Raw genomic sequence first — 14,821 nt, 5'->3', positions numbered from 1 at the left:
CTGCCGGGGGCGGGCTCGTCCGTGGTCGGGGATCCGGTGTTCATGCCCCGATTCAACGGGCCGCGCGGGCCCGTGTGATCGGCTTCCGTACTCAACCCGTCTGGGTACGCGTCCTCAACGCCTCCCGCACGATCGCCTCCAACTGCTCGTGATGCGCGCCCTTCCAGTACGCGCGCCCGCAGTCGCCGCACTGCGCGAAGACGTCGTACGACCGCTGCGTGCCGTGCTCCAGGCGGTCGGCGACCTCTTCCTTCGTGGCCGGCCTCAGCAGTCCGTTGCAGGCGGTGCAGCGGGTCCACGGCCGCAGCTCCGGCGCGAAACGGTCCAGTACGTCGCTCAGTTGCTCGTCCGGCTGTGTGCTGTAGATGTACGCCCCCGCCCACAGCTCCCGCCGCCGCAGCAGCCCCCGGTCGCGGCTGAGCATCACACGCCGCTCGGCGGCGGACCGCGTGGCGAGCGCCGGGTCGCCGATGTCGGTCGACTCGTACGCCGTGTCGACGCCCAGCAGCCGGAGCCGCCGCGCGAGCGTGCCGAGGTGGACGTCCAGGAGGAAGCGGAGCGGGGCGCCCGGTACGCGCTGGGGGCGCTCTACCGGGCGTACGGTCACGGACTCGCCGGCCACCGGCACGTGCGACACCGGCACCTCACGGCCGTCCACGACCAGCGCCCCGACCTCCGTCAGCGGGACGCCGAGCGACTCGACGACATGGCCGAGCGTGGAGGCTCCGTCCGTGGCGAGGGCGGTCGCGCCCCCGCGGCGGTGGTGCGGCACGAACAGGGCCAGCTCGGGAGCGACTTCGACGTGGATCTCGGGACCGTTCACCTGGTCAGGATGGCATGGCGGAGGGCGGGTGACCTCAGGGTTTTTCGGGAGCGAGGCCGTGTTCCAGGACGGCCAGGGCACGATCGACGAGGTCGGCGGGATCGTCGCGGAAGTCGTTCTCGGCCCAGTAGAGGGTGATCTCCGCGAGTCCGCCGACGAGGGACATCGTGAAGACCCGCACCTCCAGGCTGTCCCGGTCGAGGCCGGTGCGCGCGGAGACGGCCTCGGCGATCTGCCGGCCGGTGACGGCCATGCTCTCCACCATGCGGCCCCGTACCGCGGGGACGGTGACCATCAGACGGGCCCGCAGCCGGGTGATCTCCGGCTCCCGCTCCAGCCCGAAGCCGAGGGCCTTCCTCGTGACGTGCCGCAGTGAGTCGACCCACGGCTCGTCCACCGGCCGCCCGGCGAGTTCCGCCAGGAGGACCGGGTCGTACTCGTCGGTGACGACGATGTCCTCCTTGGTGGGGAAGTAGCGGAAGACCGTGGACGGCGAGACCTCGGCGCGGTCCGCGATCTGCTCGATCGTGGTGGCGTCGTAGCCCTGTTCCTTGATCAACGCGTAGGTGGCGTCACGGATCGCCGTCCGGGTCTTGATCTTCTTCCGCTCACGGAGTCCCAGCTGGGGGCCCTCGGTGGGGGGAGTCGTGCGCGCGGGGCTCATGCGGCTCATTCTCGGGCATCGGCCTCCGGCGCCTCCATGCCCGGACCGCCCCCTCGCCCGCCCCGCCGGCCCGCCTCCACAGGAGTGAAAAACGGCCACGGCCGGAAGCCGTGGCCGTCGAGGAGCGCGGAGCGGGCACAGTCCGATCCGCTACCCGTGCTGGTACGCCACCAGCGAGATACCGACGTAGTGCACCACGAACGCGGCGAGCGTCAGCGAGTGGAAGACCTCGTGGAAGCCGAACCACCTCGGGGAGGGGTTCGGCTTCTTGATGCCGTAGATCACGCCGCCGGCGCTGTAGAGGAGCCCGCCGACCACCACGAGGACCAGGACGGCGATACCGCCGGTCCGCATGAAGTCGGGCAGGAAGAAGACCGCGGCCCAGCCCATCGCGATGTAGCAGGGCGTGTAGAGCCAGCGCGGGGCGCCGACCCAGAAGACCCGGAAGACGATCCCCGCGAGCGCCGCGCCCCAGATGCCCCACAGCAGCCACTGCCCCTTGGCCCCGGGCAGGAGCAGCATGGTCAGCGGCGTGTACGTACCCGCGATGATCAGGAAGATGTTCGCGTGGTCGAGCCGGCGCAGGATGCCGTCCATACGGGGGCTCCAGTCGCCCCGGTGGTACAGCGCGCTCACGCCGAACAGCAGGCAGGCCGTGAGTACGTAGATACCGCAGGCGATGCGTCCGCGGGTCGAGTCCGCGAGCGCGGTGAGCACCAGGCCGGCGATGAGCACGGCCGGGAACATGCCGAGGTGCAGCCAGCCGCGCAGCTTGGGCTTTATCTCGTGGAGTTCATCCGCGATCTGGTGACTGATCTGGTGGGCGATCTGGTTCGGCAAGGAACGCGCGTCCGGATGGCGGCGGTCGGCCGGCGTCTCCGTGTGCGCGTCGGGGACGGACGCAGTCATGTCAGGCATCGTACCTACGGAACCGTAACTTGCGGGACGGTGCGGGCCGTTCGAGCGCCCGGAAGTGGCAATCGTCTCACGCGAACGCCGGATCGGGGATACCTGGGTGAATTCCTGGATACCCACGGTGAAGCAGTGGTGACCCACGGGAACCTCACGAGTGGGGACGGATGAGTGGCGATGCTCACTGTGCTCACGTGTGAGGCCCTCTGGACATATGGGCACTCTCGTCGGATGATCAAATGAGTGCGGTCGGCACCGGATGAGCGCCCAAAGATCCAACCGTGAAGCATCCGGGCCGCAGCCCCCACGGGGCCTCCAACAAAAAATCCCTCATTTAGGAGCAATCGTGGCGCGCGACATCGCGGCTCCCCCGTCAACCGTCCCCACCACCCACCGAGAACTGATCTCCTGGGTGAACGAGATCGCCGAACTGACCCAGCCGGACAACGTGGTCTGGTGTGACGGATCCGGGGCCGAGTACGAGCGCCTGTGCGAGGAGCTCGTCGAGAAGGGCACCTTCCGGAAACTCGACGCCATCAAGCGCCCGAACTCCTACTACGCGGCCTCCGACCCGACCGATGTCGCCCGGGTCGAGGACCGTACGTTCATCTGCTCGGAGAAGGAGGAGGACGCGGGTCCGACCAACCACTGGAAGGCCCCCGCCGAGATGCGGGACGTCTTCCAGGGCGAGAAGGGCCTGTTCCGCGGCTCGATGCGCGGCCGGACGATGTACGTCGTCCCGTTCTGCATGGGCCCCCTCGGCTCGCCGCTCTCCGCGATCGGCGTCGAGATCACGGACTCCGCGTACGTCGCCGTCTCCATGCGCACGATGACGCGCATGGGGCAGCCGGTCCTGGACGAGCTGGGCTCCGAGGGCTTCTTCGTGAAGGCCGTGCACACCCTCGGCGCCCCGCTGGAGCCCGGCCAGGAGGACGTCCCCTGGCCCTGCAACAGCACCAAGTACATCTCCCACTTCCCGGAGAGCCGCGAGATCTGGTCGTACGGCTCCGGCTACGGCGGCAACGCGCTGCTGGGCAAGAAGTGCTACGCCCTGCGCATCGCCTCCGTCATGGCCCGCGACGAGGGCTGGCTCGCGGAGCACATGCTGATCCTCAAGCTCACGCCGCCGCAGGGTGAGTCGAAGTACGTGGCGGCGGCGTTCCCGTCGGCGTGCGGCAAGACGAACCTCGCGATGCTGGAGCCGACGATCTCCGGCTGGACGGTCGAGACGATCGGCGACGACATCGCGTGGATGCGGTTCGGCGAGGACGGCCGGCTCTACGCGATCAACCCCGAGGCCGGGTTCTTCGGCGTCGCCCCCGGCACCGGTGAGCGCACCAACGCCAACGCGATGAAGACGCTCTGGGGCAACTCGGTCTTCACCAACGTCGCGCTGACGGACGACGGCGACATCTGGTGGGAGGGGATGACGGAGGAGACCCCGGAGCACCTCACGGACTGGAAGGGCAACGAGTGGACGCCGGCGTCCGAGACCCCGGCCGCCCACCCCAACGCCCGCTTCACGGTGCCCGCGTCGCAGTGCCCGATCATCGCGCCCGAGTGGGAGGACCCCAAGGGCGTCCCGATCTCGGCGATCCTCTTCGGTGGGCGCCGCGCCACGGCCGTACCGCTGGTGACGGAGTCCTTCGACTGGAACCACGGCGTCTTCCTCGGCGCGAACGTGGCGTCCGAGAAGACGGCGGCGGCCGAGGGCAAGGTCGGCGAACTGCGCCGCGACCCGTTCGCGATGCTGCCGTTCTGCGGCTACAACATGGGCGACTACATGGCCCACTGGATCGACGTGGCCAAGGACAAGGACCAGTCGAAGCTGCCGAAGATCTACTACGTCAACTGGTTCCGCAAGGACGACCAGGGCAAGTTCGTCTGGCCGGGCTTCGGCGAGAACAGCCGCGTCCTGAAGTGGATCGTGGAGCGGCTGGACGGCAAGGCGGAGGGTGTGGAGACCCCGATCGGCATCCTGCCGACGGCGTCCGCCCTGGACACGGCCGGACTGGACCTGTCCTCCTCCGACCTGGACTTCCTGCTGACCGTCGACAAGGAGGTGTGGCGGGAGGAGGCGGCGCTCGTCCCCGACCACCTCAACACCTTCGGTGACCACACGCCGAAGGAACTGTGGGACGAGTACCGGGCCCTGGTCCAGCGCCTGGGCTGATCCCCCGCAAGACCCCGCGGCCGGCCGTATATGGGTTGCCCTGACCAGCGACGTCTCCTCGGCCGGCCGCGGTTCACTGTGAAGGACGGCGCCCGCCCACCCGCTCCGAGGGAGCGGGTGGGCGGGCGCCGCGCTCGGTTCTGAGGGCGGATGGGCCGGCCCCGGCGGGGGCCGCTTCGCTGAGGGCCCACGCTCCACCACGGCAAGAACCTTCTCGTCGCCGGCCGCACCCAGCCCGGGAAGCGCACCCTCGCCAAAGCTGACGCGGGTCACCTTCCCAGCGGATTGACGGTGCCGTTGCGCGTGTTCCGGGGCCGGCCAGCTCAGCATGGGTCTTCTCGTCGCTCCACAGCGTGGCCGATGAGTTTGCGGCTCCCGGCCGGTCCAAGCTGGTGACACCCCAGGAAAGGACACTGCCATGTCGGAGCTTCTCGTCGACTTCATCACTTCCCTCGACGGCTACGCATCGGGAGAGGGGTGGCCCGGGTTCTGGGGTCTCGAGGGCCCGGAGTACCTCGCATGGCTCGGCGAGCAGCCCGAGGCCACCTACCTGATGGGAGCCAACACCTACCGCCTGATGTCGGGCTTCGCCGCAGGTGAGGTCCCGAAGGGCCAGGACGAGTTCAGGCCCGAGGAAGAGGCGTCCGTCGACGAGCTCACGCGAGCGTCCAAGGTGGTGTTCTCCTCCTCACTCGAGGAGCCACTGACGTGGGCCAACTCCACGCTCGTCCGCGACGACGCCGTCGAGGCGGTCCGCTCCATGAAGTCGAGTGGCTCGGGGCTCCTCAGCACGATCGGCAGCCTCAGCCTGTGCCGGTCGCTGCTACGAGCCGGACTCGTCGACCGCTTCCGGGTCGTGATGTTCCCGGTGATCACCGGGGCCACGGGCGAGGAACGCATCTACGACGGCTATCCGGACGTCGCCCTCGAGATGATCGAGCACCGCACCTTCGACGGCCGCATCCAGCTGGTCGAGTACAAGCCCCGCGTGCTCGAGCACCCGCCGCTCGGCGTCCCCGCATGACATCGCCGACGCCCGGAGAGCCGGCCCCGCGTCACCGCGAGGTTGATCACGAGTAGCGCCGCTGCCGCCAGGGGCCAACTCACGGATCCACCCTCACGGTATGTCTGCGATCGGACCCATCAGGTCCATGACGGCGTCCATCAGAGCGCGCCGACGGCCCCGCACCCGACAAAGTGCCGTCGGATACAGGGCCGTCGACCGGCAGTTGCGTGGCGCCCTCAGGGCGGCGGGTTACCTACCCCCTCGGCAGCCCCGCCGTCCCTCTCAGCCCACGCCCCCTCGCCCTCAGCCCCGCCTCACATCCCCCTTCCCGCACGCCAAGCCGTCCCCGTTGCGGTCCAGGCCCAGTGGGTCGTCCTTGCCGTTCAGTTTCAGGCGGCCGTAGTCGTTGTCCTTCAGCCAGGCGCAGCGGGACGCCGTCGTGGGCTTCACGTCCGAAGGGAAGGCTGTCGGGACGCAGATGTTCGCGGAGCCGTAGTGGCGGTCGCAGCCGGCGAGTGTGGGGCTCACCTGCTTCGACTTCGTCTTCTTCTTCGGGCCCGTGGTCTTGCCCTTCAAGCCGTCCGCGAAGTCGTGGACATGTGCGGACGGGGTCTCCTCCGAGGCCTTCGCCAGGGCCGACGGGCCTTGCAGGTGGACCCATTCCGCCACCGACGGGATGCCGTTGGCGTCGACCGCGAAGAGCATGTACCAGCCCGGTGGGGCCAGGTTCGGGTTGCTCGTCACGTTCAGGTCGACGTTGTTGCCGTCGACCGACAGCGGCAGGTCCACATAGCGCTGGTTCGGGTCGGAGGAGTGCGTCACCGCCGCGGGACGGATCAGTTCCGCCTTCGCGATCGGGCGGTCCACCGTGATGCGCTGCGTGTCCCCGTACACCCACTCCTTGTCGATCACCGACGTGATCTTCGGGCGGGCGCCCTTCAGGAGGTACGGCGGCGTGTAGATCGACACGTTGTGGTTCCAGGAGCCGTTGCCGGGGTTGTCGCCCGTGGCCATGACGCGGCCGTCCGGGAGCAGGAACGCCGAGGAGTGGTAGCCGCGGGCCTCGGGGTCCGCGGCGACCGGGTCGAACGTGTTCGTCGCCGGGTCGTAGAGCGACGCCTCGAAGACCGGGTTGGCGCGGTTGTGGAGGCCGCCGCCCGTCTCCAGGACCTTGCCGTCGGGCAGCAGGACCGCGGAGACGTACATCTTGCCCTGGTTGCCCGTCTGGGCGACCTTGCCGGCGCCGAGGTCCACCGTGCCCTGCGGGATCGGCGGGCCGGCGACGTACGCCGGGTTCGGGGCCTTGAGGTCGATGATGTCCGTCAGGCGGTTCGCCTCCGGGTTCGACTCGATGTTGCCGCCGCCGAGGGTGAGGACCCTCTGGTCCTGGGCGGGGGGCAGGAGCACGCTCGCGGACTGGTCGCGTTCGTCCTTCCTCTGGAGCCCGGACACGGACGTGACCGTGTTCGCGCCGTAGTCGTAGATCGCCGAACCCGTGCCGGGGATGTTGTTGCCGAAGACATGGCTGCCCGAGTAGAAGAGGCGGCCGTCCTGCATGAGGATCATCGACGGGTACAGGCCCCAGTACGACCAGGTCTGGTTGACCTTCCAGAGTTCGAGCCACTTCTGCTCGGCGTCCGACCACAGTTCGGCCGTCACCGAACCCGTCGAGTCCTCGCGCAGGCCGCCGAACGAGATGACGTCACCGTTGCCGAGGATCGTCGCCGACGGGTACCAGTGGCCGTCGTTCATGTCGTTGGTCTTGCTGTACGTCTCGGTGACCGGGTCGAAGACGTACGAGTCCTTGTAGCCCTCGTAGCCGTGCGAACCGTTGGCCGCCGGGTACGCCTTGTTGCCGCTCATCACCAGGACACGGCCGTCGTCGAGCTGGACGTGGCCCGCGCAGAACATGTCGTCGGGCGTCGGGATCTGCTTGTACGTGCCCTTCTTCGGGTCGTAGACCGCCGAGGTGAACGTGCCCGCCTCGAACATCTCCTCGCTGTTGCCGGAGCCGGCGATCAGCAGCACCTTGCCGTTGTTGAGGACGACGGAGTGCATGGAGCGTACGGGGTTCTGGGTGGGCAGGACGTCCCAGCGGCCGTTCGCGCACTCGGCCGGTGTGCCGGTGCACTCGGGTTCCGGGACGGGGTCGGCGACCTGGTCCATCGTGTAGTCGTCGGTGGTGACCGAGCCGGTGCCGTAGACGGAGACGCCCCAGGTGATGCGGTCGGTGCCCGCGGGCACCTCGGGCGTGCGGACCGACGCCTGCGTCCAGGTGCCCGCCATGTCCAGGGTCTTCAGATCGGTCCAGTACTGCCAGCCGGCGGTGGTGTCGTGCCGGAAGAGGGTGACGGACGTGTCCGGGGTCGTCGACTTGTACCAGAGGCCCAGGTCGTACTGCTTGCCCACCGAGACCGACGGGGCGCAGGCCGCCGACTCGGTGATCAGGGCCTTGCGGTCGCCCGAGACCCGGCGGGTCAGCTCGACCTTCATGGCCTTGCCGCCGGAATGCGCGTCCGCGACCGTGGTGAAGCTGAAGTCGTTGTCGCCCCAGCCGGACTTCTCCCAGCAGTACGGCATGTCGGCCGCGCCCGGTGGGCCCGCCGTCTCGAAGCCGGGGTTCTGGACGAGGTTCGCGGCGGACGCCGACTGGGGTGAGACGAGGAGGAGGCCCGAGGCGAGGGCGCCCACGGCCAGCAGGGCCGTCCTGCGTCTGGGTCTGTGCCCTGTTCGGGTTCTCGTACGGCTCTTGAGACGGCTCATCATCGTGTTCTCCTTGCGGACTCGGCCGACCCCGACCGCTGCTCGGCCTCCGTGCTCGCGGCCGAACCCGGCCCCCCGCCGGCCTTCTGCTCCCCGCCGCGCTCCCCACGGCGGGGCTTCCTGCGGGGCAGGTAGATGAGCGCTTCCGTGCCCACGAAGCGCAGGACGAACGTCGTCACCAGGGCGAGCGCGGTGGCGGGCAGCGCCCCCATGCCGAACTGGCCGACGAACAGGGCGATCAGCGGGATCCGCAGCACCAGGTCGGCGTTGGCGAGGACCGCGAACCGGCCGAGGCGGTCCCAGCCCTTGCGGTGTGCCCGCCGCTCGCGGAAGCACAGGTGCTCGATGAGGAAGAAGTTCCAGATCACCCCGAGCTGGTTGGCGAGGATCTCGGCGGGGACGTAGTGCATGCCGGCCGAGGTCAGCGCGTACAGGCCGGCCAGGTTGGGGAGGAAGCCGGTGACGCCGATCAGGCCGAAGACGATCATGCGGGCCAGCGGGGACGCGGTGCGCAGGCCCGCCAGATGGCGCAGGAACCGGAAGCCCTCCTTCGCCGTCGACTTGGACTCGCCGGCGAAGCGGTCCTGGAAGACGAAGGGCACCTCGGTGACCCGGCGGGGACGGCTGCGCACGGCCAGTTCGAGGAGGATCTTGTAGCCGAGGGGCTGGAGGGTCTCCGCGGTGACGACGCTGCGGCGGATCGCGAAGAAACCGCTCATCGGGTCGCTGATGCCGTGCAGCCTGCGCGGGAACAGGGACTTGGTGAGCCAGGTCGCGCCCCGGGAGACGGCGACGCGGTAGCTGCCGGCGAGCCCGGCGCGGCTGCCGCCCTTGATGTAGCGGGAGGCGACGACGAGGCCCGCCGACGAGCGCTCCCCCGTCGCCACCAGCTCGGGCACGAGGGACGGCGGGTGCTGGAGGTCGCCGTCCATGACGACGATCCAGTCGGAGGTCGCGGCCTTCATGCCCTCGACGACGGCACCGCCGAGCCCGCCCGTCGGGCGGTCGCGGTGCAGGACGGTCACCGGGAACGGGCAGTCCTGCGCGGCCTCGTTGATGACGTCGGGGGTGTCGTCGGTGGAGTCGTCCACGAAGAGGACCTCGCACGGCAGCCGGGAGGGCACCGTCTCGGTGATCTGGTGGAGCAGCTCCCGTACGTTGGCGGACTCGTTGAAGGTGGGGACGACGATGGTGACGGCTCCGGGCTCGGGCACCTCGGCGCCGCGCACCGCCGGATCGCCCAGCTCCTCGGGGACGATGGACTCGTAACCGCTGCTCATCGGTCGCCTCCTGCGGCCTGGATCCTGCGGATCTCGATGCGGTCCTCGCCGGTGCCGAAGGTGGCGACCGGCGTCGAGTTCTCCATCGCGGCCCTCACGTTGGGCAGGTCGACCGCGTCGCGCCGTACCGTCGGGGAGGCGACCACGTAGTCGAGGTCGCGCCAGCCGCGCGGCATCGTCTTCGTGACCGCGGGGTCGAGGTCGGCCTTGTAGAACCAGATGACGCCGAGGCCCGGTTTGTAGCCCTCGTGGACGAGGTCGAGCCAGAGGGCGTCGTCGACGAGGACCCGGGTGCGGCCGGGGTCGTCGACCTCGCTGCCGAGCCACTTCGCGGCCTGCTGGTAGGAGGCGTTGGCGTCGAACGTCATGGCGGTGCGGTTGCCGTCGTACCAGCGCGGGACGACGTACAGCGCGGCCGCGGCGGCGAGGGCGACGGCCACCACGTACCGCGTCCAGGTCAGCGGGCGCCTCTCGGTCGCGCTCCTCCGGCGGCGGAGGACCCCGTGGGTGACGCTCGCGGCGCCGCCCGCGAGGACCAGGGCGAGGAAGGGCAGCGCCTGGATGACGTACATCGCGGGCAGATAGCCGGGGCGCAGGGCCATGCCGGCGAGGATCGCGACGGCCAGGGCGGGTCCGGCGAGGGCGCGGGCCGTCACCGACCAGCGCCAGGTGACCAGGAGCAGCAGGGCTCCGGCGAGTCCGCCGAGGGGCAGGACGCGGTCGTAGTAGAGCCAGGACTGCAGGACGCCGTACGAGCCGGTGCCCTCGGTGAGGATGAAGCCGGAGCCGGGTCGGCTCATCTGGTAGACGATGCCGTCCCAGAGGGAGACGTGGCCGGCGCCGGGGAACAGCTCGCCCTTGAGGAGGGCGAACAGCGGGTACGAGACGCCGATCAGGGTGCAGGCGGTGATGGCGCCGGTGAGGGCGAACTTGCGGGTGTCCCGGTGACTGTGCCGCCACATGGTGAGCAGCACGGCGGGCAGGACGAGGAGCATCGTCTCCTTGGTGAGGACCGCCGCGGCGGCGGCGATGCCCGCGCCGAAGTGGTGCCAGAGGTGACGGCTCGGGGAGGCGGCGAGGCAGAACGCGAGCAGCGTCCACATGACCGCGATGTTGTCGAGGAAGATCTCCCGCTGGAGGACCACCGACAGTGGGGAGAGCCCGAAGAGGGCCATGCCGAGGCCGGCGGCCCAGCGGGGCAGTGAGAGGCGGCGGCCGAGGACGTAGACGAGGATCGCGCTGACGGCGCTGACCACCAGCATCACCGCGCGCATCGAGCCGACGGTCATCGACTCGGGGGCGAGCTGGGCGGGAATCCAGGTCAGGACGGCGATCTGGATCCAGCCGAGGGGCGGGTGGTCGTACCAGTAGGTGTAGTGGGCGAGTCCTCTACCTTCCTGCACCGCCCAGGCCTGGGCGAGGTAGGTGCCCTCGTCGTCGCTGAGGGTCGGGTAGTCGGCGATGTTCCAGCCCTGCACGATCATGATCCCCACGAGGAGGAGTCCGCACAGGAGCAGGTCGGGGCGCGAGGCGCGCAGGCGGCCGGGCGAAGCGGAAGGAGTCGTTCGACCGGTCGAACGGGTTGTGGGCGCAGCTGTCCGCTGCGCGGGGACCTTGACTTCCGTCTTGGTCGCCGCGGGAAGTGTGGAGGTCACGCAGGAACGTCCTCTCGGTTCACGTTCGCGAGATGTGCGCCGACATGGCTGGTCAACTCCCAGTCATTGCGGCCGCGTTGTTCGCGCCAGACGGCGCGGACGGCGGCGAGGGCGAGGAGCACCTGGTAGAAGGGGCCGCCCACGATGAGCTTGACGTAGTGGGAGAACCGGACGCGCAGGCCGTACTGCTTGCCGAAGTCGTGCAGTCCGACGACCTCGAACACGAAGGTCACCAGCGCGGTGACGGCCGGCAGGAAGGTGATGAAGGCGATGCCGACGGGCACGTCGAGGAAGAGCGCGATGGCCACGTTCAGCGGGATGATCACGCCGGAGACGGCCTGGAGGTACGGCGTCATGAGGGTGTAGCGGGCCAGCAACCGCTGCCGGAATCCGGGAAGTTGCTTCCAGTCCCGCTTGCGGTAGACCTGGAGGAAGCCCTGGTTCCAGCGGGTGCGCTGCTTCATCAGCGACATCAGGCTGCCGGGTGTCTCCTCGCGGGTGACCATGTCGGAGTCGTAGGCGACGACGACCTTCTTGCCGACGCTGGAGAGGCGTACGCCGAGGTCGCAGTCCTCGGCGAGGCAGTCGGGGTCCCAGCCGCCGGCGTCGCGCAGCACTCCGGTGCGGACGAAGACGGTGTTGCCCCCGAGCGGGATGAACCCTTTCTGCGCGTGCAGATGCAGTCGGGAGCGGAACCAGAAGAAGTACTCCAGGCAGTTGCGCAGGCTGTACCAGCTGGAGTGGAAGTTGATCAGCTGCACCCCGCCCTGGACGACGTCCGCGCCGGTGGTGCGGAAGGCGTGGTCGACGTGGGAGAGCAGTTCCGGGTGGACCTGGTCCTCGGCGTCGAAAACACCGACGACGTCACCGCGGCAGTGCGGCAACGCCGTGTTCATCGCTTTCGGCTTGTTCTTTCTCTCATGATGGTCGACGACGACGCGGACGCGCGGGTCGCGGGCCTCGGCCGCCCGGGCGACCGCCGTGGTCTCCGGATCGTCGTGGCCGACGATCACGATGATCTCGAAGTCGTCGTGGCTGGATTCAAGCAGTCGTTGGATGGTGTGGTCGAGCACGGCCTGCTCATGGCGTGCGGGCAGCAGCAGCGAGAAGGACACGTGTTCGTCCCCGTCGGGTCTGCTGAACCGGGTGGAGGCGAGCACCTCGGGCGTGCGCCACGCGTGCATCTGCCACCACAGGGTGAAGGCCGCCATCCAGAACAAGGCCAGCGAGACGACGGCAATGAAGACTGACGTCAGCAAGAAAGATCCCCCCAGATCTCAATACCCCCTGTCACGACGGGAGTTCACGCCCCCGAGGGGGCGTCACTCCTGTCGTGTACCAGGGCAGAGACTAGGGGGAAACTGTGAAGCCTGTGGACCCTTCCGATAAATAGCGTGTTTCCGAACGACAGACACCACAAACGGACGAGTCCGAACACTCACCCAATTCCAGCCAGTTGTTCGACCTCGTCCCCGCACGTCAGGGGCGCTTTTCAGCCGTTCAACGCTGTTCGAAGGGCCGTACGAAGACGGTCGGTGTCCGTCGTGGGCGCGTCACAGGTGAAGTCACGGCAGACGTACGCCGCCGGTTCACCTCCGACGAGCGGACGGTCGGCGAGCAGCGGCAGCTCGTCGCTGCCCTCGGCCCCCACGGCGACGACCGCGCCCGGCGCCGTGCCGAGCAGGGCCGTACGGTGCAGCTCCCTCGTCCGCGGGTCACCGTCCGGTCCGACGATCGCGACCTCACGGGGCCCGTCGAGCAGGGCCTCCGCGGTGGCGAGTCCCCAGCCGGTGAACCTCGGCGCCCGCGGCCCGAGCGCCTTCACCACGCCCAACGCCCGCTCGGCAGCGGTCCGATGGGGCTCGGACCCAGTGTGTGCGGCATATCCGAGCAGCGCCCCGGCCGCCGCGCTCCACCCCGAGGGGACGGCGTTGTCGGTGGGGTCCTGGGGCCGCCGGATGAGCTTCTCCGCGTCGGCCGCCGTGTCGTACAGCGCGCCCGACGCCTCGTCGACGAACCGGACGAGCACATGGTCGAGCAGGAACCCCGCGAACTCCAGCCACACGCCCTCACCGGTCACGGAGGCGAGCGCCAGGAACCCCTCGGCGACGTCCGCGTAGTCCTCCAGCACCCCCGCGTGGGCCCCGGCCTGCCCGTCCCTGCTGGTACGGGCGAGCCGCGCCTTCTCGTCCAGGTGCAGCCGTACGAGGAGGTCGGCGGCGGTGATGGCGGCGTCCACGAGGTCGGGCCGGTCGAAGTAGGCGCCGGTCTCGGCCAGCGCGGCGACGGCGAGCCCGTTCCAGGCGGCGACGACCTTGTCGTCCCGGCCGGGGGCAGGGCGCTCCGCGCGGGCGCGCAGGAGGCGCTCCTTGACCGACGCGATCCGCTCGGCGTCGAACACGCCCTCCTGTTGCGGGAGTTGCAGCACGGAGGCACCGTGCTCGAAGGTGCCCTCCTCGGTGACGCCGAAGTACTGGGCGGCGAGCCTCCCGTCCTCCTCCCCCAGCACCTCGGTCAGCTGCTCCGGGGTCCACACGTAGAAGGCGCCCTCGACGTGCCGACCGGTCCCGTCGTCGCTGTCGGCGTCCAGCGCGGAGGCGAACCCGCCCTCGGCGGTGCGCAGTTCACGGACCATGAAGTCGGCGGTCTCCAGCGCGACCCGCCGGGCCAGCTCGGAGCCGGTGGCCCGCCACAGGTGGGCGTAGACCCGGCAGAGCAGGGCGTTGTCGTACAGCATCTTCTCGAAGTGCGGCACGACCCACTCGCGGTCCACGGAGTAGCGGGCGAAGCCGCCGCCGAGCTGGTCGTAGATGCCGCCGCGGGCCATGCGTTCGCAGGTGTCCCGCGCCATCTCCAGGGCGCCCTCGGAGCCGGTGCGGGCGGCATGCCGCAGCAGGAACTCGACCACCATGGACGGCGGGAACTTCGGCGCCCCGCCGAAACCGCCGTGGGAGGCGTCGTACTCGCGGGTGAGGCCGAGCAGCGCCTGGGCGAGGTCCTGCTCGCCGGGGACCTCCACGGCGGCGAACTTCAGCTCCCGGCCGGCCAGGTCCCGGACGATCTTCCCGGCCACCTCGGCGACCTCGTCCCGCCGGTCCGTCCAGGCCGCCCGCACGCCCTCCAGCACCTGCCGGAAGGAGGGCATGCCGTGGCGGGGCGCCGGCGGGAAGTACGTACCGAAGTAGAAGGGCTCCGCGTCCGGGGTGAGGAACACGGTCATGGGCCAGCCGCCATGCCCGGTGGCCGCCTGCACCGCCTCCATGTACACGGCGTCGACGTCGGGCCGCTCCTCCCGGTCGACCTTGACGTTGACGAAGTGGGCGTTGAGGTAGGCGGCGGTCTCGTCGTCCTCGAAGGATTCGTGGGCCATGACGTGGCACCAGTGGCAGGAGCTGTAGCCCACGCTCAGCAGGATGGGGACGCCGCGCCGCCGGGCCTCCTCGAACGCCGCCGGCTCCCAGGGCCACCAGTCGACAGGGTTGTCCGCGTGCTGCAGGAGGTACGGGGACGTGGACTGCGCGAGTCGATTGGACATACCCCCATCC

10 protein-coding genes are annotated in these 14,821 nt (G+C 69.7%); 2 read left to right on the top strand and 8 right to left on the bottom strand.

The annotated features are described in order from the left end of the window. Positions 1-91 precede the first annotated feature (91 nt). The 3 genes from AOK23_RS14470 to trhA form a co-directional block, all read right to left on the bottom strand. On the bottom strand, positions 92-823 hold the full coding sequence (locus AOK23_RS14470) for a Mut7-C RNAse domain-containing protein (protein WP_055713124.1): 732 nt from the start codon (positions 821-823) through the stop codon (positions 92-94). A 34-nt stretch (positions 824-857) separates the two neighbouring features. Continuing rightward, entirely contained in the window at positions 858-1,487 is a 630-nt protein-coding gene (locus tag AOK23_RS14465) for a TetR/AcrR family transcriptional regulator (protein WP_107102790.1), read from the bottom strand. Positions 1,488-1,637: 150 nt separating this feature from the next. Continuing rightward, complete coding sequence (trhA, locus tag AOK23_RS14460; protein ID WP_055713122.1) at positions 1,638-2,396, bottom strand: PAQR family membrane homeostasis protein TrhA; 759 nt, start codon at positions 2,394-2,396, stop codon at positions 1,638-1,640. A gap of 349 nt (positions 2,397-2,745) precedes the next feature. Between trhA and AOK23_RS14455 the strand changes: the two genes are divergently transcribed. After that, positions 2,746-4,572, top strand: coding sequence for a phosphoenolpyruvate carboxykinase (GTP) (locus AOK23_RS14455; RefSeq protein WP_055713121.1), 1,827 nt, complete (start codon positions 2,746-2,748; stop codon positions 4,570-4,572). A 418-nt stretch (positions 4,573-4,990) separates the two neighbouring features. Beyond that, a complete protein-coding gene (locus AOK23_RS14450) occupies positions 4,991-5,596 on the top strand; it encodes a dihydrofolate reductase family protein (RefSeq protein WP_055713120.1) in 606 nt (201 codons plus the stop codon). Positions 5,597-5,881: 285 nt separating this feature from the next. On the opposite strand, the gene AOK23_RS14445 is transcribed toward AOK23_RS14450, so the two are convergent. The 5 genes from AOK23_RS14445 to AOK23_RS14425 form a co-directional block, all read right to left on the bottom strand. Further along, positions 5,882-8,344, bottom strand: coding sequence for a galactose oxidase early set domain-containing protein (locus AOK23_RS14445; protein ID WP_055713119.1), 2,463 nt, complete (start codon positions 8,342-8,344; stop codon positions 5,882-5,884). Then, positions 8,341-9,621, bottom strand: a complete 1,281-nt coding sequence (locus tag AOK23_RS14440; protein WP_055713118.1) for a glycosyltransferase — start codon at positions 9,619-9,621, stop codon at positions 8,341-8,343. The genes AOK23_RS14445 and AOK23_RS14440 overlap by 4 nt, the downstream gene beginning before the upstream one ends. Further along, positions 9,618-11,276 carry an ArnT family glycosyltransferase gene (locus AOK23_RS14435; protein ID WP_055713117.1) on the bottom strand — a complete coding sequence of 553 codons (1,659 nt, stop codon included), beginning with the start codon at positions 11,274-11,276 and terminating at the stop codon, positions 9,618-9,620. The genes AOK23_RS14440 and AOK23_RS14435 overlap by 4 nt, the downstream gene beginning before the upstream one ends. Continuing rightward, entirely contained in the window at positions 11,273-12,535 is a 1,263-nt protein-coding gene (locus tag AOK23_RS14430) for a glycosyltransferase (RefSeq protein WP_055713116.1), read from the bottom strand. The genes AOK23_RS14435 and AOK23_RS14430 overlap by 4 nt, the downstream gene beginning before the upstream one ends. A 233-nt stretch (positions 12,536-12,768) precedes the next feature. Continuing rightward, entirely contained in the window at positions 12,769-14,811 is a 2,043-nt protein-coding gene (locus tag AOK23_RS14425) for a thioredoxin domain-containing protein (protein ID WP_055713115.1), read from the bottom strand. Positions 14,812-14,821 lie beyond the last annotated feature (10 nt).

The organism is Streptomyces torulosus (assembly GCF_001419765.1).
Classification (GTDB): Bacteria; Actinomycetota; Actinomycetes; order Streptomycetales; family Streptomycetaceae; genus Streptomyces; species Streptomyces torulosus.
The sequence above is the reverse complement of the archived record's forward strand: the minus strand, read 5'-3'. Positions and strand labels throughout refer to the sequence as shown.

Excerpts from the sequence above, each read along its gene's own strand:
- AOK23_RS14465 (WP_107102790.1), bottom strand. The coding sequence starts at position 1,487 with ATGAGCCCCGCGCGCACGACTCCCCCCACCGAGGGCCCCCAGCTGGGA.
- trhA (WP_055713122.1), bottom strand. The coding sequence starts at position 2,396 with ATGACTGCGTCCGTCCCCGACGCGCACACGGAGACGCCGGCCGACCGC.
- AOK23_RS14450 (WP_055713120.1), top strand. The coding sequence starts at position 4,991 with ATGTCGGAGCTTCTCGTCGACTTCATCACTTCCCTCGACGGCTACGCA.
- AOK23_RS14445 (WP_055713119.1), bottom strand. The coding sequence starts at position 8,344 with ATGATGAGCCGTCTCAAGAGCCGTACGAGAACCCGAACAGGGCACAGA.
- AOK23_RS14440 (WP_055713118.1), bottom strand. The coding sequence starts at position 9,621 with ATGAGCAGCGGTTACGAGTCCATCGTCCCCGAGGAGCTGGGCGATCCG.
- AOK23_RS14425 (WP_055713115.1), bottom strand. The coding sequence starts at position 14,811 with ATGTCCAATCGACTCGCGCAGTCCACGTCCCCGTACCTCCTGCAGCAC.